This is a genomic window from Streptomyces sp. NPDC086787 (genome assembly GCF_044745865.1).
Taxonomy (GTDB): Bacteria; Actinomycetota; Actinomycetes; order Streptomycetales; family Streptomycetaceae; genus Streptomyces.
In genome coordinates this window covers 1-21114 of sequence record NZ_JBIVBC010000015.1, presented here as the reverse complement: position 1 = coordinate 21114, position 21114 = coordinate 1, and the positions used below count along the sequence as shown (strand labels likewise).

General features: G+C 71.0%; 16 protein-coding genes. 13 read left to right on the top strand and 3 right to left on the bottom strand.

Annotated features, from left to right (window positions below):
* Nucleotides 1-51: 51 nt before the first annotated feature.
* The 5 genes from ACIPK3_RS27625 (at nt 52) to ACIPK3_RS27605 (ending at nt 6203) form a co-directional block, all read left to right on the top strand.
* Nucleotides 52-345, top strand: a complete 294-nt coding sequence (locus ACIPK3_RS27625) for a DUF503 domain-containing protein (protein WP_402573917.1) — start codon at nt 52-54, stop codon at nt 343-345.
* Nucleotides 346-395: 50 nt separating this feature from the next.
* Nucleotides 396-857 (top strand): 30S ribosome-binding factor RbfA, encoded by a 462-nt coding sequence (rbfA, locus tag ACIPK3_RS27620; protein ID WP_402573916.1) that lies wholly within the window; start codon nt 396-398, stop codon nt 855-857.
* The gene (gene truB, locus ACIPK3_RS27615) at nt 854-1759 is read left to right on the top strand and encodes a tRNA pseudouridine(55) synthase TruB (RefSeq protein ID WP_402573914.1); all 906 of its coding nucleotides are present in this window, start codon (nt 854-856) and stop codon (nt 1757-1759) included. The genes rbfA and truB overlap by 4 nt, the downstream gene beginning before the upstream one ends.
* Before the next feature lie 249 nt (nt 1760-2008).
* The gene (locus ACIPK3_RS27610; protein ID WP_402573912.1) at nt 2009-5113 is read left to right on the top strand and encodes a trypsin-like peptidase domain-containing protein; all 3105 of its coding nucleotides are present in this window, start codon (nt 2009-2011) and stop codon (nt 5111-5113) included.
* A gap of 136 nt (nt 5114-5249) precedes the next feature.
* The gene (locus tag ACIPK3_RS27605) at nt 5250-6203 is read left to right on the top strand and encodes a bifunctional riboflavin kinase/FAD synthetase (protein WP_402573911.1); all 954 of its coding nucleotides are present in this window, start codon (nt 5250-5252) and stop codon (nt 6201-6203) included.
* A 74-nt stretch (nt 6204-6277) separates the two neighbouring features.
* Here ACIPK3_RS27605 and ACIPK3_RS27600 read toward each other — a convergent pair whose 3' ends face one another.
* Entirely contained in the window at nt 6278-9499 is a 3222-nt protein-coding gene (locus ACIPK3_RS27600; protein WP_402573910.1) for an SCO5717 family growth-regulating ATPase, read from the bottom strand.
* An 831-nt stretch (nt 9500-10330) separates the two neighbouring features.
* Entirely contained in the window at nt 10331-10624 is a 294-nt protein-coding gene (locus ACIPK3_RS27595) for a DUF397 domain-containing protein (protein ID WP_402573908.1), read from the bottom strand.
* A 264-nt stretch (nt 10625-10888) separates the two neighbouring features.
* On the opposite strand from ACIPK3_RS27595, the gene rpsO reads away from it, so the two are divergent.
* The 5 genes from rpsO (at nt 10889) to ACIPK3_RS27570 (ending at nt 16369) form a co-directional block, all read left to right on the top strand.
* Complete coding sequence (gene rpsO / locus ACIPK3_RS27590) at nt 10889-11176, top strand: 30S ribosomal protein S15 (RefSeq protein ID WP_030041128.1); 288 nt, start codon at nt 10889-10891, stop codon at nt 11174-11176.
* A 327-nt stretch (nt 11177-11503) separates the two neighbouring features.
* Entirely contained in the window at nt 11504-13735 is a 2232-nt protein-coding gene (locus tag ACIPK3_RS27585; RefSeq protein ID WP_402573907.1) for a polyribonucleotide nucleotidyltransferase, read from the top strand.
* Nucleotides 13732-15111 (top strand): M16 family metallopeptidase, encoded by a 1380-nt coding sequence (locus tag ACIPK3_RS27580; RefSeq protein ID WP_402573906.1) that lies wholly within the window; start codon nt 13732-13734, stop codon nt 15109-15111. Before ACIPK3_RS27585 ends, ACIPK3_RS27580 begins: the two co-directional genes overlap by 4 nt.
* Before the next feature lie 37 nt (nt 15112-15148).
* Complete coding sequence (gene dapB, locus ACIPK3_RS27575) at nt 15149-15901, top strand: 4-hydroxy-tetrahydrodipicolinate reductase (protein WP_402573905.1); 753 nt, start codon at nt 15149-15151, stop codon at nt 15899-15901.
* Nucleotides 15902-15916: 15 nt separating this feature from the next.
* Complete coding sequence (locus ACIPK3_RS27570) at nt 15917-16369, top strand: hypothetical protein (protein ID WP_402573903.1); 453 nt, start codon at nt 15917-15919, stop codon at nt 16367-16369.
* Between the two features lie 51 nt (nt 16370-16420).
* Here the strand turns inward: ACIPK3_RS27570 and ACIPK3_RS27565 are convergent, their stop codons facing one another.
* Nucleotides 16421-16975: a hypothetical protein gene (locus tag ACIPK3_RS27565; protein WP_402573902.1), complete on the bottom strand. Its 555-nt coding sequence runs from the start codon at nt 16973-16975 to the stop codon at nt 16421-16423.
* Nucleotides 16976-17121: 146 nt separating this feature from the next.
* On the opposite strand from ACIPK3_RS27565, the gene thyX reads away from it, so the two are divergent.
* From thyX to ACIPK3_RS27550, 3 genes are all read left to right on the top strand, one after another.
* A complete protein-coding gene (gene thyX, locus ACIPK3_RS27560) occupies nt 17122-17853 on the top strand; it encodes an FAD-dependent thymidylate synthase (protein WP_402573901.1) in 732 nt (243 codons plus the stop codon).
* 206 nt (nt 17854-18059) lie between these two features.
* Nucleotides 18060-18959, top strand: coding sequence for a 4-hydroxy-tetrahydrodipicolinate synthase (gene dapA, locus ACIPK3_RS27555; RefSeq protein ID WP_402573899.1), 900 nt, complete (start codon nt 18060-18062; stop codon nt 18957-18959).
* Nucleotides 18960-19109: 150 nt separating this feature from the next.
* On the top strand, nt 19110-20795 hold the full coding sequence (locus tag ACIPK3_RS27550) for a ribonuclease J (protein WP_402573897.1): 1686 nt from the start codon (nt 19110-19112) through the stop codon (nt 20793-20795).
* Nucleotides 20796-21114: the final 319 nt, after the last annotated feature.

Below are 21114 nucleotides of genomic sequence, written 5' to 3'. Positions count from 1 at the left end.
CGGATCAGGCGGGGCCATCGATCCCGCACCGGCGGGTCATCCGGCACACACATGTACGTGGGGACTCTGTCCTTCGACCTGCTCCTCGGCGACGTCCACTCGTTGAAGGAGAAGCGCTCCGTCGTCCGCCCGATCGTCGCCGAACTCCAGCGGAAGTTCGCGGTGAGCGCGGCCGAGGTGGACCATATGGACCTACACCGGCGGGCCCTCATCGGCCTCGCCGTGGTCTCCGGCGACGCGGCGCACCTCACCGACGTACTGGACCGGTGCGAACGGCTGGTCGCCGGCCGCCCCGAGGTGGAGCTGCTGTCCGTACGACGACGGCTGCACGGCGACGACGACTAGACCACCGAACACCACAGAACGCAGAAGAAGAAAGAACGGGAGACGGACCAGTGGCCGACAACGCGCGGGCGAAAAGGCTGGCGGACCTCATCCGAGAGGTGGTGGCCCAGAAGCTGCAGCGCGGGATCAAGGACCCGCGGCTCGGCTCGCACATCACCATCACGGACACCCGGGTCACCGGGGACCTGCGGGAGGCGACCGTCTTCTACACCGTCTACGGCGGTGACGAGGAGCGGGCGGCCGCGGCCGCCGGCCTGGAGAGCGCCAAGGGCATCCTGCGCTCCGAGGTCGGGCGCGCGGCCGGCGTGAAGTTCACGCCGACCCTCGCCTTCGTCGCCGACGCCCTCCCGGACACCGCCAAGAACATCGAGGACCTCCTCGACCGGGCGCGGCAGTCCGACGCGAAGGTGCGCGAGGCGTCCGCGGGTGCCGCGTACGCGGGTGGAGCCGACCCGTACCGCAAGCCCGAGGACGACGAAGAGGCCGACGAGACGGACGACGCCGCCGAATGACCAGCAAGCCCACCCCGCCCGACGGCCTCGTCATCGTGGACAAGCCGTCGGGCTTCACTTCGCACGACGTCGTCGCCAAGATGCGCGGCATCGCCCGAACCCGCCGCGTGGGACACGCCGGCACCCTCGATCCGATGGCCACCGGTGTCCTCGTCCTCGGTATCGAGAAGGCGACCAAGCTCCTCGGGCATCTCGCCCTCACCGAGAAGGAGTACCTCGGCACCATCCGCCTCGGGCAGAACACGCTCACGGACGACGCCGAGGGCGAGATCACCTCGTCCACCGACGCCTCCGGGGTCATCCGCGAGGCCGTCGACGCGGGCATCGCCAAGCTGACCGGCGACATCATGCAGGTGCCGTCCAAGGTCAGCGCCATCAAGATCGACGGCGTGCGCTCGTACAAGCGGGCCCGGGAGGGCGAGGACTTCGAGATTCCCGCGCGGCCCGTCACCGTCTCGTCCTTCACGGTGTACGACGTCCGGGACGCCGTCGCCGAGAACGGCACCCCCGTGCTCGACCTGGTGGTCTCGGTCGTCTGCTCCTCCGGCACCTACATCCGGGCGCTCGCCCGCGACCTGGGCGCCGACCTCGGTGTGGGCGGCCACCTCACCGCCCTGCGCCGCACCCGCGTCGGGCCGTACAAGCTGGACACGGCACGCACCCTCGACCAGCTCCAGCAGGACCTGGCCATCATGCCGGTCGCCGAGGCGGCGACCGCCGCCTTCCCGCGCTGGAACGTGGACGCGCGCCGCGCCCGGCTGCTCATCAACGGCGTCCGGCTGGAGACTCCCGAGGTGTACGCGGGCGCCGGACCCGTGGCCGTCTTCGGCCCGGACGGCCGTTTCCTCGCGCTCGTCGAGGAGCAGAAGGGCAAGGCCAAGAGCCTGGCCGTGTTCGGCTGACCGCGGGTTCCGTCCGTGGAGCGACGACCACGGGGTGTCCTCACTGTCGCCGTCGCTCCACGGTCCCCCTCGGTTCCCCCACCCCTAGGGTTATCCACCCACCCGCGCCCATTCACCCGACCGAGCAGGCGCTCGGAGTGAACCGGGGGAGTGGAAGGGGGCGCTTTTCCCGCACCATCCGTACCATCGACCATTCCGGGCATACCTGTCGAAGACTGGTCACGGATGGACGAGCGGGGAGATTTTCACATGGTGGTACGGGATCCGCGAGCGGGCCTGGTGCGGATCCGCGACCTGGCCGGCCGCCCGCGCGGCACCGGATTCCTCGCCGACGACCAGGGCACGCTCATCACCAGCCACGAGGCCGTCGAAGGTCTCGACCGGCTGGTCCTGAACGGCGACTTCCTCGTCACCGCCGATGACGTCACCCCGCTGCCGGAACTCGGACTGGCCCTCGTGCGCACCGACGGCCTCGGCCTGGACCCGCTTCCGGTCACCGTGCGGGACCGGATCCCCACGGGCACCGAGGTGTGGATCGCCGCCGGCCACTGGCGCCAGGCCCGAGTCCTCGGCGCGACCGATGTGACGTACACGGCAACGGACCGCCCCCGCCACCTCCACGACGCACTGGAACTGGCCATCGGCACGGCCGGACAGGACGCTCTCCGGCCCGGCGGTGGCGCGAGCGGCGGCCCGGTGCTGGACGCCGCGACGGGCACCGTGCTCGGCGTGCTCGGCACGGCGCTCCGCTCGGACCACCGGGACACGGGCTTCGCGATCCCGCCGCGCTCCCCGGCCGGCCCGCTCGCCGAACTGCTCGCCCGCAACGCGGCGACCGTCCCCGCCTACGGCCCCGACCTCAACCTGGCCGGAGTGCTGGAGCTCACGGCCACTGCCACGGCCGCGGCGATGACACAGGACGGCACCCCCGGCACGGTGGAACCGGCGGAGCGGCCCGCGACGGCGGCCGCACTGGACGCGTTCGCCTCCGGCCCGGGCACCGTCCTGCGCCTCGTCGGCGCCCCGGGAAGCGGTCGTACGACGGAACTCGCGGCCCTCGCCGCCCGGCACTCCCGAGGTACCCGGAAGGCCCCCACCCTGTGGCTGCGCGGCACCGACCTGAAGGACACCGACGACTCGGTGGCCGACGCCGTGCAGCGGACCCTCACGCGGGTGCGCGACCTCACCGCGGACGACCTCACAGCGGAAGACCTCACCGCGGACGACCTCGCCCGGGTCGCCGGGCAGGCCGGACGCCCCCTGCTGATCCTGCTGGACGGCTCCGAGGGGATGCCGCCCGCCCTCGCCGACCGCACACCCGCGTGGACGGAGCGGACGGGGGAGTGGCTGCGGGAGCACGGGGCACGGTTGGTGGTCGCGTGCCGAGAGGAGTTCCGGGAGGAGTGCCGGGGGGACACCGGTACACCGCCTCTCCGGCTCACCGGACTCACCCCCGACGAGGCCCGCCTGGCCCGCTCCCGCTACGAAGTGCCCGACGACACCCTCACCGGCCAGGACGCCCGCCACCCGCTCACCCTGCGGCTGCTGTCCGAGGTCCGCGCCGCCCAGCGGGACGCCCCCGACGCCGCCGGGCTCGACCGCCACGACGTCTTCTCCGCGTACCTCGACCTGATGTGCCTGCGCATCGCGGTCCGGCTCGCCGCCGAAAACGGCACGCGCGGTACGGCCGTACGGCGCCTCGCGGCCCGGGTCGCCGGTCAGGTCCATGGGGCTGCCCGACGCGGCCTCGGCTCCGAGCGGGGCGACCTGGACCGACGGTCCTTCGAGGAGCTGTTCCCCCGGGGAACGGCCCCGGCCCGGCTCGGCGGCGGCTCCGGCTGGGCGTCCGCAGTCCTCGCCGAAGGGCTCCTGGTGCAGGCCGGTGACGGCTACCGCTTCGCGCACGAGGAGTTCGCCGACTGGATCCAGGGACTGCACCTCGACCTGGACGACGCCCTGCGCACCCTGGTCCACCCACCCGGCCCGCCGTCCCGCCTCCGCGCGGGCCCCGTGGCGCAGGCCCTGCTCCTGCTCGGCCGCCGGCACGGGGCCTGCTGTCTCGCCCCCCGCCTGGAGCAACTGATCCACGCCCTGGACGCCGATCCGGACGCCTGGTGGCCCGCCCGGCTGCTCGCCCGGACTCTCCTGGGCGTGCCCGACGCGACGCCGTACACCGGAGTGCTGAGCCTGCTCGCGGACCGGATCGTCGTCTGGCGCCGCCGCAAGGACGCCGTGCCCGCCGAGTTCGGCCCCGCCTTCTGGACCGCCCTGACCCTCCCGGACACCGAGCGTCACGACCTGCTGCGCCGGCTCGTCCTGGCCGACGAGGCGCCCGCGCCCGGGAGCGGCGGCCGGTACCTCGACGCCGTCGCCCGTCTGCTGGCCGCCGACCCCGCCGCCGTACAACCGCAACTGACCCGCTGGTTCGCCGACGAGCGCCCGCTGCCCGCGACCCCGCACGCCACCGTGGCCACCGCCGCCCAGGCGCTGCTGCACACCCACCGGCACGGCGCACTGGACGCCCTCACCGAGGTACTCGTGGACAGCGCGCACCCAAGAGCGGACGAACTGCTCGCGGTGCTGGCCGAGGACGAGACGTCCGTGGTCTGCCGGGCGGTCGACCGCTGGGCCCACGACCCACGGCCCGCCCGGCGGGCCGCCGCCGTGACACACGGGCTGCACGCGGCACCCCACCTGCGCACCGATGCCCACCACGCACTGCTGCGGCACGCCGCGCTCACCCTGCTCACCCGCCCCGCCGACCACGCCCTGCACGGTGGTGCCCTCGCCCTGCTGGTACGCGACCCGCACACCCGCGCCCGCCATCTCCCCGCGGCCCTGCGGCACTTCGCGGCAGGCGACCCGCGGTTCCCGGCGAGCGCCCTGGCTCCGGCCCTGGCCACGGACCCGGACCCGGTTCTCGACGCCTTCCGGGCCCGACTGCGGACCGAGCCGGACGTGGGGAAAACCGGCGAGGCGCTGCGTGCGCTCGCCGAGGTCACCACGCCCGCGCTCGCCCGCCGGATCTCCGTCCTCGTCCGGGAGACCGCCGAACTGCGCCCGGAGACCGCGGCGCACGTGGCGGCGTACGTCGACCGCGGCCTCGACCAGGGGCCCGCGGTTCGCGCCGTACTCCTGCCGCTGGTCACCGGCCTCCTGGCGGACGGACCCGAGCCGGTGCGGGCCGCCCTCGCGGCGGTGCTCGGCGCGCCCGGCACCCCCGCGTCCCGCCCGCTGCGCCGGGAACTCCTGGAGTACCTCCTGGACCACGAGCGCGAGCCCGCGGTGCTGGACGCCGTGCCGGACGCCGTGCCGGACAGGGCCGCGCGCGACGGCGTACGGGTCCCGGTCTGACCGGTGCCGGTGCGTGCGCCCGGTCACACCCCCGCGTCGAAGCCGGGCCGATGCCGGTCGGGAGCCCCCGGCATGGCACCCTTAGAGCTGCGTAAAAGGTCGGTAGACACGGACACGGGTTCGAGGAGCGGTCACAGTGCAGCGCTGGCGTGGCTTGGAGGACATCCCTCAGGACTGGGGGCGCAGCGTCGTCACCATCGGTTCCTACGACGGAGTCCACCGCGGCCACCAGCTGATCATCAAGCATGCCGTGGACCGCGCCCGCGAACTGGGCGTTCCCTGCGTCGTCGTCACCTTCGACCCGCACCCGAGCGAGGTCGTCCGGCCCGGCAGCCACCCGCCGCTGCTCGCCGCGCACCACCGGCGCGCCGAACTGATGGGCGAACTGGGCGTGGACGCGGTGCTCATCCTCCCGTTCACCACCGAGTTCTCGAAGCTCACGCCGGCCGACTTCGTCGTCAAGGTGCTGGTCGACAAGCTGCGTGCCAAGGCGGTCGTCGAGGGTCCGAACTTCCGGTTCGGGCACAAGGCCGCGGGCAACGTCGAGTTCCTCGCCGAACAGGGCAAGGTCTACGACTTCGAGGTCGAGGTCGTGGACCTGTATGTGAGCGGGGCGGCGGGCGGCGGCGAGCCGTTCTCCTCCACCCTCACCCGGCGCCTGGTCGCCGAGGGCGACGTCGAGGGCGCCCGCGAGATCCTGGGCCGCCCGCACCGAGTCGAGGGCGTGGTCGTCCGCGGCGCGCAGCGCGGCCGTGAACTGGGCTTCCCTACCGCCAACGTCGAGACGCTGCCGCACACCGCCATTCCCGCCGACGGCGTGTACGCCGGGTATCTGCACGCGCAGGGCGAGGCGATGCCGGCCGCGATCTCGGTCGGCACGAACCCGCAGTTCGACGGCACCGAGCGCACGGTGGAGGCGTACGCAATCGACCGCGTGGGCCTCGATCTGTACGGCCTGCACGTGGCCGTCGACTTCCTCTCCTATGTGCGGGGCCAGGCGAAGTTCGACTCCCTGGAGGCCCTGCTGGAGCAGATGGCCGAGGACGTGAAGCACTGCCGGGAGCTGATCGCGGCGGACGCGGCCGAGTAGCCGCGCCCCCGACGACGAACGGCAAGGGCGGCCGATGCCATGAAGGCACCGGCCGCCCTTCGCGTTCGGCCGGCCTACTGCTGAGCCGGGTCCTGCGGCGGGTACGGCTGACCGGGCTGCGGCGGGTACGGCTGGCCCGGGGCCGGGGCCTGCGGGTAGGGCTGCGCCTGCGGGGGATAGGGCTGGTCCGGCATGCCCTGGCCGGGCATCGGCTGACCGGGCACAGGCTGACCGGGGAGAGGCTGACCCGGCATGGGCGGGGCGGGCATGGACTGGCCGGGCATGGGCGGGGCGGCCACCGGCGGTGGGTTGCCGTCATTGGTCCACAGGCCGTGCGACTGCTGATGCCGTACGAAGTCCTCGGCGACCATGGCCGCGAGGTTGAAGTACGACTCGCGCACCTTCGGCCGCATCATGTCTAGGTCGACCTCGGCACCGGCCGAGAGGTGCTCGTCGAAGGGCACGACCACGACACCGCGGCAGCGCGTCTCGAAGTGGCTGACGATGTCGTCCACCTTGATCATCTTGCCGGTCTCGCGCACCCCCGAGATGACGGTGATGGAGCGTGAGACGAGGTCGGCGTACCCGTGCGCGGACAGCCAGTCGAGCGTCGTGCTGGCGCTGCTCGCGCCGTCCACCGAGGGCGTCGAGATGATGATCAGCTGGTCGGCGAGGTCCAGCACACCGCGCATGGCGCTGTAGAGCAGACCGGTGCCCGAGTCGGTGAGGATGACCGGGTACTGCTTGCCGAGCACGTCGATGGCGCGCCGGTAGTCCTCGTCGTTGAACGCGGTGGACACGGCCGGGTCGACGTCGTTCGCGATTATCTCCAGGCCGGAGGGGGCCTGGGAGGTGAACCGCCTGATGTCCATGTACGAGTTGAGGTACGGGATCGCCTGGACGAGGTCACGAATCGTCGCCCCGGTCTCGCGCCGCACGCGGCGGCCGAGCGTACCGGCGTCGGGGTTGGCGTCGATGGCGAGGATCTTGTCCTGGCGCTCGCTGGCGAGCGTCGAGCCGAGAGCGGTGGTGGTCGTGGTCTTGCCCACGCCGCCCTTGAGGCTGATGACCGCGATCCGGTAGCAGGACAGCACGGGCGTCCGGATCAGTTCGAGCTTGCGCTGCCGCTCGGCCTCCTCCTTCTTCCCACCGATCTTGAACCGGCTGGACGCCGCCGCGGTTCGTCCGCTCTTCGCCTTCTGCCGCTTGGTGTTGAGCAGTCGGTCGGACGACAGCTCCACGGCAGCGGTGTAACCGAGCGGCGCGGCCCCCGGGTTGGTGGGCTGCCGCTGATCGTGCCGTATGGGCTGCGGCCACGCGGAACCCGCCCGCGGGTCGACGGGCTGCTGCGGCATCTCCGGGGCCGGCGCCTGCGGGACCTGTCCCTGCGTCACTTCGGGCTGCGGCTGGGCGACAGGCTGCGGGAAGCCGTAACCGGCGGGCTGCCCGGGAACCTGGTCGAAGGGCGCCGGGGGAGCCGCCGGGCTCGGCGCGGGCTGCGGGGCGTTGGGCTGGGGCGCCTGCGCCCCGGGCTGGGGGAAGCCGTAGCCGCTGGGTGCCGGCGGGATGGGCGCACCGGGGTGCGGGAAGCCGTAGGCAGGCTGGGGGTTGACCTGCTGGGGCGCGGGCTGCGGTGCCGAGGCGGGAGGCGGGGGCGCCTGCGTGTTCGGCTGCGGCGCCGGGGCCGGAGCAGGGGGCTGGGGTGCTTGGACGCCCGGCTGAGGGAAGCCATAGCTGTTCTGGGGGCCGGGTGCCTGCGGGGTCGGCGGCTGGGGGGTTGCCGGGGCCGGGTTGCCGGGGTGGGGGAAGCCGTAGGCGGGCTGGGAGTTGGGCGCGACGGGTGCCTGCGGGGCCGAGGGCTGGGGTGTCGTGGGGACGCCGGGGGCGTACGGCTGGCCGGGCTGCGGCGGCATCTGCTGGTTCCAGGCGGCGGGGGCGGGTTGCGGGGCCTGGGGTTGGAAAGGCTGCGGGGGAGCCGGGGGCATGGCGCCGGCTCCCTGCGCGGCCGACGGCTGCGGCTGGCCGGGTACAGGGCCGGGCTGCTGGGGCGCGGGCTCGGCAGGCCACTGAGCCGCCGGGGCGGGAGCGGCGGGCTGGTACGTCGGCGGGAGCGGCGGCAGCCCACCCTCCGGTGACGGCAGGGGCGGCCAGGCGGGCGGTGCGCCCTGGGGGACGCTGTCCTCGGGGGCCTTGTCCTCGGGGGCCTTGTCCTCGGGCACGGCGTCCTGCGGTACGGCGTCCATGGGCTCGCCGTCGGCAGCGGCGGCGTCCTGGTCCTGGGGCGTCTCGTCATGGACGTGCTCGGCCTCAGCGGACTCGTCGACGTCGCTGTCGTCCTCGGCGGAGTCGTCCTCGGTGTCACCGGTGGGTGAGGTGTCCTCCGTGGACTCGGCGTCCGCGGCCGCGACTACCTCCGCGTCTGCCTCCGCCTCCGCCTTCGAATCCGCGTCTGCCTCAGCCTCCGAAACCGTGTCCGTGTCCGTGTCCGTGTCCACGGCCTCGTCCACGGGCGCGGCGGCCTCCGCCTCGTCGCCCTCACGCTGGCTTTGGCTCTGACTCTGGTTCTGGCCCGAGGAGCTTTCGGCGGTCGCCGCCTCCTCCGCGTCCGCGCGCTCGGCGATCTCACGCTTCAGCGCGGCGGCGGAGAACCGCATGGTCGCGCCGCTCTCCAGATCACCGCCGCCGAACGCGGGGGCCTGGTATCCGGTCGCCGGAATGTTCGGCACCGACGTGGGCGACGCGGCATCCGCGACCCCCTGCTCGGACGGCCCGGGCTGCGGCGGCTGGGGCTCGAACCCGCTTCCCGTCGGCAGCTTCGGCACGGCGACAGGGCCTCCGCCCTGCGGTGCGGGCGGGGTGAACGGGGCGCCAGGGGCCGGAGTCGGCGGAGCCGGAGGAACCGGCGGAGTGAAGGGCGCACCCGGCGCGGGTGCGGGCGGAGGCGGAGTGAACGGGGCACCGGGAGCCGGGGCAGCCGTACCCCCGGCGGCCCCGGCCGCCTGAGCGTGCGGAGGAGGCGTGAGGCCGGGGATCGCGGCGCCGGGCGGGAACAGCGGGCGTGTCACGTTGGGCCCGCTCGTAGCTGCCTGTTGACCGGAGCCGTCCGAGCTCCCCGAGTCGCCGCCCTCGGACGCCTCCGACGAACCAGACGCCCCGGACGCGCTCTGCGTGTACCAGGCGGGCGGGGCGTAGTCGATGGTGAACTCGCCCGTCGTCTCGTTGGCGGACTCGGCGTCGGGCTGGTCATCGCCGGGCGTGGCCCAGCCCCCGCGGATCCCGTCCCGATCGCTGCTCACAATGCCTCCTGGTGCGGTCATCCCCTCAAGCCGTGCCGGGGCGACCATGTTTGTATCGTTCTGAGTCGTCCGTAGTCGTTTCGAGGCAGTCCGGTCCACCGGCTCTCCCCCTGGGCCGACGACGCCTGTCCACGGATTCTGGCCACGGATTCTGGAGTCGCGCCCACTCCCAGCCTAGTCACCGTGGCGCACACCCCGGCAGGCCCACCCACCCCTCGGCCAACGCCCGGCGGTACGAACCCGGAACAAACAGCCGAGGACCGCTCGGCGGCCGCGTCAACTGACGTGCTCCGCCGGAGGATGCGCGGCATAGTGGGCCGGTCGGGCAAGGTCCCCAAAGAGAAGTGGACTTGGTCCACGCGCCCGGCACCTGGGACACCGACAGGATCCTCGTCCGGGGCATCGCCAACCAGATCGTGGGCATCAGGATCCAGGCGAAGCCGACCTCGGCGCCGGCAAGAAGCTGTTCAGGAGAAGGTGCCTCGGCCCGGTCGGCGTACGTCACCAACACCAATCTCACCCTCACCAAGGGCGTTGTCGCCGTGGCCTGGGGGCAGGGGTCGGTGGCGTACGACATGAGGAACGGCAAGCAGCTCTGGGACACCGCGAGCGTCTCCCGTGCGAGGACACCGGATTCGCCGGTGGCCGCGCCCTGCTCGCCCTCGAGAAGTGCGGTGACGGGGCCGCGCCCGGCTACCAGGTCCAGAAACTCGACCCGCGCACCGGCAAGGCCCGATGGACCTACAAGATCGCCGCCGGTGTCAGCACCGCCTACCTGCGAAGATGCCCGGGAGGGTGGCACACGCGCGTGTCACCCTCGCCGCCGGCACGTCACTCGACGTCGAGCCCACCGTTGTGCGCCATCGGCTTCAGGTCGAACTCACCGTCCCGCGCGCCCAGTACGAACGCCCGCCACTCCGCCTCCGTGTACCGCAGCACGGTCTCCGTGTCGAGGGACGACCGCATGGCCACCGCCCCGTCCGGCAGGTACGCGATCTCGACCCGCTCCTCGTGCTGCTCCGTACCCGGTGCGCAGTGCCACTCGACGTCCGAGATGTCGAGCGCGTACAGCTCGTCCCGCTCCCGCTCCTTGCGCGCCTTGATCTCCGCTTCCGTCTCCGTCATCCCGACATGACCCCTTCCCGACTTCCGGCGAACGTACGATCAGCAGGCTCACCCTAGTCCGGGCCGGTCCGGACCAGGGTCGTGTGAGAAGACCCCGGTCGACGCCTGGTAACCTGGTCGACGGCCGTTTGTGTACGCACCCCCGGAATCCTGTGACAGGGCTCTGGAGGCCGCGCCCAGCGGATCCCCGCCACCCGAGTAACGGAAGCTTCCCGAGATGAAGACCGGGGGCACTCGGTGGCCACACAGACATGAGGAGTACGCGTGTCGCTCGACGCCGCTACGAAGAAGCAGATCATCTCCGAGTTCGGTACCAAGGAGGGCGACACCGGCTCCCCCGAGGTCCAGGTCGCGATGCTCTCCCGTCGGATCTCCGACCTGACGGAGCACCTCAAGACCCACAAGCACGACCACCACTCCCGCCGCGGTCTGCTGATCCTCGTCGGTCAGCGCCGCCGCCTGCTCCAGTACCTGGCGAAGAAGGACATCCAGCGCTTCCGTGCGCTGGTCGACCGCCTCGGCATCCGCCGTGGCGCCGCGGGCGCCAAGTAAAGACGCAGTGAAGGGGGCGGTTCCCGAGACGATCGGGAGCCGCTCCCTTTGCCGTACGTGCGGAAACATGCGGAGTGTCACTCACGCTTTGTAGTGTGGTAGCACAACGCATTACGCACGACATCACGCACGACGCAGCACGACACAGCACGACAAGAAGAGGAGAAGCGCACCGCGCCGCCGCCGGTCCTCGGTAGTGGCCCCCGGGGGGAAGCGAGCCCCGGGTGCTTCGATCGAAGACCGGCCCGCACAAGCCACGGCGCGCTTCTCCGCAACCGTCCCCCTGCCACACGGGCAGCCCGGGACGAAGACGAGGAGAAATCACTAGTGGAGAACGAGACCCACTACGCCGAGGCCGTTATCGACAACGGCCCCTTCGGCACCCGTACCATCCGCTTCGAGACGGGCCGCCTGGCCAAGCAGGCCGCCGGCTCCGCCGTGGCGTACCTGGACGACGACACCATGGTGCTGTCGGCCACCACCGCCTCCAAGAACCCCAAGGACCAGCTCGACTTCTTCCCCCTCACGGTGGACGTCGAGGAGCGGATGTACGCCGCCGGCAAGATCCCCGGCAGCTTCTTCCGCCGTGAGGGCCGTCCCTCCGAGGACGCCGTCCTCACCTGTCGCCTCATCGACCGTCCGCTGCGCCCGTCCTTCAAGAAGGGCCTGCGCAACGAGATCCAGGTCGTCGCCACGATCATGGCGCTCAACCCCGACCACCTGTACGACGTCGTGGCGATCAACGCCGCGTCCGCGTCCACGCAGCTGGCCGGTCTGCCCTTCTCCGGCCCGGTCGGCGGCGTCCGCGTCGCGCTGATCCGCGGCCAGTGGGTCGCCTTCCCGACGCACACCGAGCTCGAGGACGCCGTCTTCGACATGGTGGTCGCCGGTCGCGTCCTGGAGGACGGCGACGTCGCGATCATGATGGTCGAGGCCGAGGCCACCGACGGCACCATCAAGCTGATCGAGGGCGGCGCCGAGGCGCCGACCGAGGAGGTCGTCGCGGCCGGTCTGGACGCCGCCAAGCCCTTCATCAAGGTCCTCTGCAAGGCCCAGGCCGACCTCGCGTCGAAGGCCGCCAAGCCGACCGCCGAGTTCCCGATCTTCCTCGACTACCAGGACGACGTCCTGGAGGCGCTGTCCGCCGCCGTCCGCCAGGAGCTGTCCGCCGCGCTGACCATCGCCGGCAAGCAGGACCGCGAGGCCGAGCTGGACCGCGTCAAGGCGCTGGCCGCCGAGAAGCTCCTGCCGGAGTTCGAGGGACGCGAGAAGGAGATCTCCGCCGCGTACCGCTCGCTCACCAAGCAGCTGGTCCGCGAGCGCGTGATCAAGGAGAAGAAGCGCATCGACGGCCGCGGCGTGACGGACATCCGTACGCTCGCCGCCGAGGTCGAGGCCATCCCGCGGGTTCACGGCTCCGCGCTGTTCGAGCGTGGCGAGACCCAGATCCTGGGCGTCACCACCCTCAACATGCTCCGCATGGAGCAGCAGCTGGACACCCTCTCCCCGGTGACCCGCAAGCGCTACATGCACAACTACAACTTCCCGCCGTACTCCGTCGGCGAGACGGGCCGCGTCGGCTCCCCGAAGCGGCGCGAGATCGGCCACGGCGCCCTCGCCGAGCGCGCCCTCGTGCCGGTCCTGCCGACCCGCGAGGAGTTCCCCTACGCGATCCGTCAGGTGTCCGAGGCCCTCGGCTCCAACGGCTCGACGTCCATGGGCTCGGTCTGCGCCTCCACCATGTCGCTGCTGAACGCCGGTGTGCCCCTGAAGGCCCCGGTCGCCGGCATCGCCATGGGTCTGATCTCCCAGGAGATCGAGGGCGAGACCCACTACGTCACCCTCACCGACATCCTCGGTGCGGAGGACGCCTTCGGCGACATGGACTTCAAGGTCGCCGGCACCAAGGAGTTCGTGACCGCCCTCCAGCTCGACACCAAGCTGGACGGCATCCCGGCCTCCGTCCTGGCCGCGGCCCTCAAGCAGGCCCGCGACGCCCGTCTCCACATCCTCGACGTGATGATGGAGGCCATCGACCGGCCCGACGAGATGTCCCCGAACGCCCCGCGGATCATCACCGTCAAGATCCCGGTCGACAAGATCGGTGAGGTCATCGGCCCCAAGGGCAAGATGATCAACCAGATCCAGGAGGACACCGGCGCCGAGATCACGATCGAGGACGACGGCACCATCTACATCGGTGCCGCCGACGGACCGGCCGCCGAGGCCGCCCGCGCCACGATCAACAGCATCGCCAACCCGACCATGCCGGAGGTCGGCGAGCGCTACCTGGGCACGGTCGTCAAGACGACCACCTTCGGTGCGTTCGTCTCCCTGATGCCCGGCAAGGACGGTCTGCTGCACATCTCGCAGATCCGCAAGCTGGCCGGCGGCAAGCGCGTGGAGAACGTCGAGGACGTCCTCGGTGTGGGCCAGAAGGTCCAGGTCGAGATCGCCGAGATCGACTCCCGCGGCAAGCTCTCCCTCGTCCCGGTCATCGAGGGTGAGGACGGGGCCGACAACGGCTCCGACGACACGAAGGACGACGCCGAGCAGTGACGTCCCGTAGCTTGAAGGCGACGGCCCGCACCTCTTCGGAGGCGCGGGCCGTCGCCCGTACCCAAACCCTGATCAAGGGCGAGAACGGCATCGGCACGGTCCGCAGGACCACCCTCCCGGGCGGCCTGCGCGTCGTCACCGAGACCCTGCCCTCCGTCCGCTCCGCCACCTTCGGCATCTGGGCGCACGTCGGCTCCCGCGACGAGACCCCGGCCCTGAACGGCGCCACCCACTACCTGGAACACCTGCTCTTCAAGGGCACCGCCCGCAGGTCGGCGCTGGACATCTCCTCCGCCCTCGACGCCGTCGGCGGCGAGATGAACGCGTTCACGGCCAAGGAGTACACGTGCTACTACGCACGTGTACTCGACACCGACCTGCCGCTCGCCATCGACGTCGTCTGCGACATGCTGACCGGCTCACTGATCCTCGAGGACGACGTCAACGTCGAGCGCGGCGCCATCCTCGAAGAGATCGCCATGACCGAGGACGACCCGGGCGACTGTGTGCACGACCTGTTCGCGCACACCATGTTCGGCGACAACGCCCTCGGCCGCCCCGTCCTCGGCACGGTCGACACGGTCAACGCACTCACCGCCGACCGCATCCGCCGCTTCTACAAGAAGCACTACGACCCCACGCACCTGGTCGTCGCGGCCGCCGGCAACGTCGACCACAACAAGGTCGTACGACAGGTCCGTGCCGCATTCGAGAAGGCGGGCGCCCTCGGGAACCCGGACGCCCAGCCGCTCGGCCCCCGGGAGGGCCGGCGCACCCTGCGCACCGCGGGCCGCGTCGAACTCCTCGGTCGCAAGACCGAGCAGGCCCACGTCGTCCTCGGCATGCCCGGCCTGGCCCGCACGGACGACCGCCGCTGGGCGCTCGGCGTGCTGAACACCGCCCTCGGCGGCGGCATGTCCTCCCGCCTCTTCCAGGAGGTCCGGGAGAAGCGGGGACTGGCGTACAGCGTCTACTCGTACACCTCCGGCTTCGCCGACTGCGGTCTGTTCGGCGTGTACGCCGGCTGCCGCCCGAGCCAGGTGCACGACGTGCTGAGGATCTGCCGGGACGAACTCGACCAGGTCGCCGAGCAGGGCCTGTCCGACGACGAGATCGGCCGCGCCATCGGCCAGCTCCGCGGCTCCACCGTCCTGGGCCTGGAGGACACCGGCGCGCTGATGAACCGGATCGGCAAGAGCGAGCTGTGCTGGGGCGAGCAGATGTCCGTCGACGACATGCTGACCCGGATAGCGGCCGTGACCCCGGACGAGGTCCGCGCGGTCGCCCGCGACATCCTGGGGCAGCGCCCGTCGCTGTCGGTCATCGGCCCGCTGAAGGACAAGCAGGCGGCCCGGCTGAACGACGCGGTCGCCTGAGCCCGGCCAAGCAACCACCCGTAAGGAAGCAACAGACATGAGCAAGCTGCGCGTGGCGGTCCTCGGTGCCAGGGGCCGGATCGGCTCCGAGGCCGTACGGGCGGTCGAGGCCGCCGACGACATGGAGCTGGTCGCCGCCCTCGGCCGGGGCGACAGGCTGGAGACCCTCACGGAGACCGGCGCCCAGGTCGCGGTCGAACTGACCACTCCCGCTTCGGTCATGGACAACCTCGACTACTGCGTGGGCCACGGCATCCACGCGGTCGTGGGCACCACCGGCTGGACCGAGGAACGCCTCGCGCAGCTCCGGGACGGGCTGGACCGTTCCCCGGGGACCGGCGTGCTGATCGCGCCGAACTTCTCCATCGGAGCCGTGCTGACCATGAAGTTCGCGCAGATCGCAGCGCCGTACTTCGAGTCGGTCGAGGTCGTGGAGCTGCACCACCCGAACAAGGTGGACGCCCCGTCCGGCACCGCCACGCGCACCGCCCAGCTCATCGCCGAGGCCCGCCGGGCCGCCGGCACCGCACCGGCACCGGACGCCACGACGACGGCCCTGGCGGGCGCCCGCGGCGCCGACGTCGACGGTGTCCCGGTGCACGCGGTCCGCCTGCGCGGTCTGCTCGCCCACCAGGAGGTCCTGCTGGGCGGCGAGGGCGAGACCCTCACCATCCGGCACGACTCCCTGCACCACAGCAGCTTCATGCCCGGCATCCTGCTGGGCGCGCGCCGCGTGGTCACCACTCCGGGCCTGACCTTCGGCCTGGAGAACTTCCTGGACCTCGGCTGACCCGGGACCCACGACATGCGCGCGAAACTCACCTACGCCGTCACGGCCGCCGTCCTGGTCTTCTACTTCGTCCTGGTCGGCAGCCGCGGCGTCATGCTCATCCAGTCCGGCACGCTCATCACCGTCACCTTCGGGGCCGCGGTGCTGATCCTGCCGGTCATCGGCCTGTGGTTCCTCTGGAAGAACACCCAGTTCGTCCGTAGCGCCAACCGGCTCGCCGCCGAACTGGACGCCGAGGGCGGTCTTCCGGTCGACGAGCTGAGGCGGACCCCCGGCGGCCGTATCGACCGGGACTCCGCCGACGAGGTCTTCGCCAGGCGCAAGGCCGAGACCGAGGCGTCCCCCGCCGACTGGCGCAGCTGGTTCCGCCTCGCCGTCGCCTATCACGACGCCCGTGACACCCCTCGTGCCCGCAAGGCGATGCAGCGGGCGATCGCCCTGCACGACGGCAAGCCCGTCCAGGCCTGAACCGCGCGCGTCACGGCGGCCCGGCCGGCCCAGTCGGCCAGCCCTGCCCGGTCAGCCCCGGCCGGACTCCGCGGCCCAGGCCTCCAGGGCATCCGTGGCCCGGTCGAAGGCCGAGAGCCGCCCGAGGAAGTCCATGGTGTGCGTGGTGAGCAGCGGCGCGCTGTCGTCGGCGGTACGGTCCCTCCGTGCCAGCAGCAGCGCCTGCCCCTGCACCGTGCGCGGTAGCCCCAGCCAGCGCACCGGCTGCTGAACCGTGCGTACCCCGGCGACCTGTCCCCAGGGCACCGTGCGGGTGACGAGCGGGCCCACCTGGCGCACGCCGTGCGCGCTCACCCAGATGCCCATACGGAGCAGCCTGAGGGCACAGGCGATGACGGCCAGCGCGATCGCGAAGATGATCCCGGCGGACGACGCGGAACCGGTCAGGGCGATGAGCACGGCCGCGAACAGCACATACGAGGCGAACAGCAGCCACAGCGCGGCCACACCCACCCGCAGTGGACCGGGGCGGTAGGGGCGGCGCCAACGGGAGTGGTCGTCGTGCGGCAGCGCGACGTCGTCGGTCTGCTCGAAGGTGTGGTCGGCCGTAAGGAAGGGCAGGGGCACGGCTGGTCCTCACTCATTCCATGCATGGGCTGTGCCCGGTGAGGCTATCCGCCTGTGTGCCCTCCCACCACTTGTGGGGGGCCGGAAGGGTGGTCGGCGCCCCGTAGAGTGGGCGCCGACCAAAGACGTGATGGGAAGGACCCTTCGTGCCCTCCGGCGAATCCACCGTTTCCACCCGCAGCGACGTCACCGTTGAGCTGGTCAAATCCAGCGCCTCGGACGCGGACGTCCTGTTCGCCGCGCGTGTCTCGACCCTTGGCGAGCAGTCGCTGGAAGAACTGCAGAAGGACCCCGAGCGTTCCAAGGGGTTGATCAACTACCTGATGCGGGACCGGCACGGCAGCCCCTTCGAGCACAACTCGATGACCTTCTTCATCAGCGCCCCGATCTTCGTGTTCCGCGAGTTCATGCGGCACCGCGTGGGCTGGTCCTACAACGAGGAATCCGGGCGCTACAGGGAGCTGGAACCGGTCTTCTACGTCCCGGACGAGTCCCGCAAGCTCGTCCAGGAGGGCAGGCCCGGCAAGTACGTCTTCGTGGAGGGAACGCCCTCGCAGCAGGCGACGGTCAGCAGCGTCCTGGACGAGTCCTACCAGCAGTCGTACGCCGCCTACCAGAAGCTGCTCGCCGAAGGTGTCGCCCGCGAGGTCGCCCGCACCGTCCTGCCGGTCGGCCTGTTCTCCTCGATGTACGCCACCTGCAATGCCCGCTCGCTGATGCACTTCCTCGGTCTGCGCACCCAGCACGAGCTGGCCAAGGTGCCGTCCTTCCCGCAGCGGGAGATCGAGATGGTCGGCGAGAAGATGGAGGCCGCGTGGGCCCAGCTCATGCCGCTCACCTACGCCGCCTTCAACACCAACGGCCGCGTCGCGCCGTAGGGCGGTACCCCTGCGCGGCACACATGTACGGGTCAGCCTGGTGAAGTGTCCGTATTGCGGCATTTAGAGAAGTTCATCTAGCCTGATCAAACGGACCCGGCACTGCTTGAACCCCCGAGCAGGCAGTGCCGGGCTCCGCATTTGTCCGGACTTTCCCCGTACCCCGAGGGCAGACCCCGCGGGAGGCAGCGAGTAGCGTGTAACCCATGGCTCCGACCTCCACTCCGCAGACCCCCTTCGGGCGGGTCCTCACCGCCATGGTCTCGCCGTTCACGGCGGACGGCGCACTCGACCTCGACGGCGCACAGCGGCTCGCCACCCACCTGGTGGACGCAGGCAACGACGGCCTGATCATCAACGGCACCACCGGCGAGTCGCCCACCACCAGTGACGCGGAGAAAACGGACCTGGTACGAGCCGTCCTGGAGGCCGTCGGCGACCGCGCCCACATCGTGGCCGGAGTCGGCACCAACGACACCCACCACAGCATCGAGCTGGCCAAGGCCGCCGAGCGGACGGGCGCACACGGCCTCCTGATCGTCACCCCGTACTACAACAAGCCCCCGCAGGAGGGCCTGTACCGCCACTTCACGGCCGTCGCCGACGCCACCGGGCTGCCGGCCATGCTCTACGACATCCCCGGCCGAAGCGGCGTCCCCATCAACACCGAGACGCTCGTCCGTCTCGCCGAGCACCCGCGGATCGTCGCCAACAAGGACGCGAAGGGTGACCTCGGCCGCGCGAGCTGGGCCATCGCCCAGTCCGGTCTGGCCTGGTACTCCGGCGACGACATGCTCAACCTGCCGCTGCTCTCGGTCGGCGCGGTCGGCTTCGTCTCGGTCGTCGGCCACGTGGTCACACCCGACCTGCGGGCCCTGGTGGACGCCTTCACCTCCGGCGACGTCCAGAAGGCCACCGAGATCCACCAGAAGCTGCTCCCGGTGTACACGGGTATGTTCCGCACCCAGGGCGTCATGACCACCAAGGCCGCGCTCGCCCTCCAGGGGCTGCCCTCCGGACCGCTGCGCGCGCCCATGGTCGAGTGCTCTCCCGAGGAGATCGCCCAGCTCAAGATCGATCTTGCCGCGGGCGGGGTACAGCTCTGACAACAGGACTTCACAACTTCACAACTGAATAGGCCAACTGAATACGCAGGACACCGGTGCCTGCACCCCACAACGACAACTGCTTCTGCACGAACGTCACGCGCGCCACGTGCCCCACCGGTACGTGGCGTGCGTGGTGAGGAGAGTCTTTTGAGTCATCCGCATCCTGAACTGGGCTCGCCCCCGCCGCTCCCCGAAGGCGGTCTGCGGGTCACCCCGCTCGGCGGCCTCGGCGAGATCGGCCGGAACATGACGGTCTTCGAGTACGGCGGCCGTTTGTTGATCGTCGACTGCGGAGTGCTTTTCCCCGAGGAGGAGCAGCCCGGAATCGACCTGATCCTGCCGGACTTCTCGTCCATCCGGGACCGCCTCGACGACATCGAGGGCATCGTCCTGACGCATGGCCACGAGGACCACATCGGCGGTGTGCCGTACCTCCTGCGCGAGAAGCCGGACATCCCGCTCATCGGCTCCAAGCTGACCCTCGCTCTCATCGAGGCGAAGCTCCAGGAGCACCGGATCCGTCCGTACACCCTTCAGGTGGCCGAAGGCCACCGTGAGCGTGTCGGCCCCTTCGACTGCGAGTTCATCGCGGTCAACCACTCCATCCCGGACGCCCTGGCCGTGGCCATCCGCACCCCCGCCGGCATGGTGGTGCACACGGGCGACTTCAAGATGGACCAGCTCCCGCTGGACAACCGCCTCACCGACCTGCACGCGTTCGCCCGCCTGAGCGAGGAGGGCATCGACCTCCTGCTCAGCGACTCCACGAACGCCGAGGTCCCCGGTTTCACCGCGCCCGAGCGGGACATCTCCAACGTCCTGCGCCAGGTGTTCGGAAGCGCCGGCAAGCGGATCATCGTGGCGAGCTTCGCCAGCCATGTCCACCGCATCCAGCAGATTCTGGACACGGCGCACGAGTACGGCCGCCGGGTCGCCTTCGTCGGCCGTTCGATGGTTCGCAACATGGGCATCGCGCGGGACCTCGGCTATCTGAAGGTCCCACCGGGCCTGGTGGTCGACGTCAAGACGCTCGACGACCTTCCGGACCACGAGGTGGTGCTGGTCTGCACGGGCTCCCAGGGTGAACCGATGGCCGCCCTGTCGCGCATGGCCAACCGTGACCACCAGATCCGGATCGTCCACGGCGACACCGTGATCCTCGCGTCGTCCCTCATCCCGGGCAACGAGAACGCGGTCTACCGCGTGATCAACGGTCTCACCCGCTGGGGTGCGAACGTCGTCCACAAGGGCAACGCCAAGGTGCATGTCTCCGGCCACGCGTCCGCGGGCGAGCTGCTGTACTTCTACAACATCTGCCGGCCGAAGAACCTGATGCCGGTGCACGGCGAATGGCGTCATCTGCGGGCCAACGCCGAGTTGGGCGCCCTGACCGGCGTACCGCACGACCGGATCGTGATCGCCGAGGACGGTGTGGCCGTCGACCTCGTCCAGGGCAAGGCGAAGATCTCCGGCAAGGTCCAGGCCGGCTATGTCTACGTCGACGGGCTCTCGGTCGGCGACGTCGGCGAACCGGCACTGAAGGACCGCAAGATCCTCGGCGACGAGGGAATCATCTCGGTCTTCGTGGTGATCGACTCGTCCACCGGGAAGATCACGGGCGGTCCGCACGTCCATGCCCGGGGTTCCGGCATCGACGACTCGGCCTTCGGAGGCGTCATCCCGAAGATCACCGAGGTGCTGGAGCGGTCGGCCCAGGACGGTGTCGTGGAGCCCCACCAGCTCCAGCAACTCATCCGTCGCACCCTGGGCAAGTGGGTCTCGGACACCTATCGGCGCAGGCCGATGATCCTCCCGGTGGTCGTGGAGGTCTGACCCGCGTTCGACCCCGTCGTACGCGTCAACACGGAGCGGGGCGCCTCGATTTGCATCGAGGCGCCCCGCTCCAGTACGTTTACGGCTCCGCCAGCGAGGGAACGCCTGGGCGCCACATGTGCGCCTGGGAGGCTCCCGGAAGCGGGTGGAAATTCCGACTCAGAACTTCTGATAAAGTCGGAGTCGCCGGAAAGGGAAACGCGAGAGCGGGAACCTGGAAAGCGCCGAGGAAATCGGGTCGAGAAAAGATCTGATAGAGTCGGAAACGCAAGAACGAAGGGAAGCGCCCGGAGGAAAGCCCGAGAGGGTGAGTACAAAG

Excerpts from the sequence above, each read along its gene's own strand:
- dapA (WP_402573899.1), top strand. The coding sequence starts at position 18,060 with ATGGCTCCGACCTCCACTCCGCAGACCCCCTTCGGGCGGGTCCTCACC.
- truB (WP_402573914.1), top strand. The coding sequence starts at position 854 with ATGACCAGCAAGCCCACCCCGCCCGACGGCCTCGTCATCGTGGACAAG.
- ACIPK3_RS27570 (WP_402573903.1), top strand. The coding sequence starts at position 15,917 with ATGCGCGCGAAACTCACCTACGCCGTCACGGCCGCCGTCCTGGTCTTC.
- ACIPK3_RS27625 (WP_402573917.1), top strand. The coding sequence starts at position 52 with ATGTACGTGGGGACTCTGTCCTTCGACCTGCTCCTCGGCGACGTCCAC.
- dapB (WP_402573905.1), top strand. The coding sequence starts at position 15,149 with ATGAGCAAGCTGCGCGTGGCGGTCCTCGGTGCCAGGGGCCGGATCGGC.
- ACIPK3_RS27610 (WP_402573912.1), top strand. The coding sequence starts at position 2,009 with ATGGTGGTACGGGATCCGCGAGCGGGCCTGGTGCGGATCCGCGACCTG.
- ACIPK3_RS27595 (WP_402573908.1), bottom strand. The coding sequence starts at position 10,624 with ATGACGGAGACGGAAGCGGAGATCAAGGCGCGCAAGGAGCGGGAGCGG.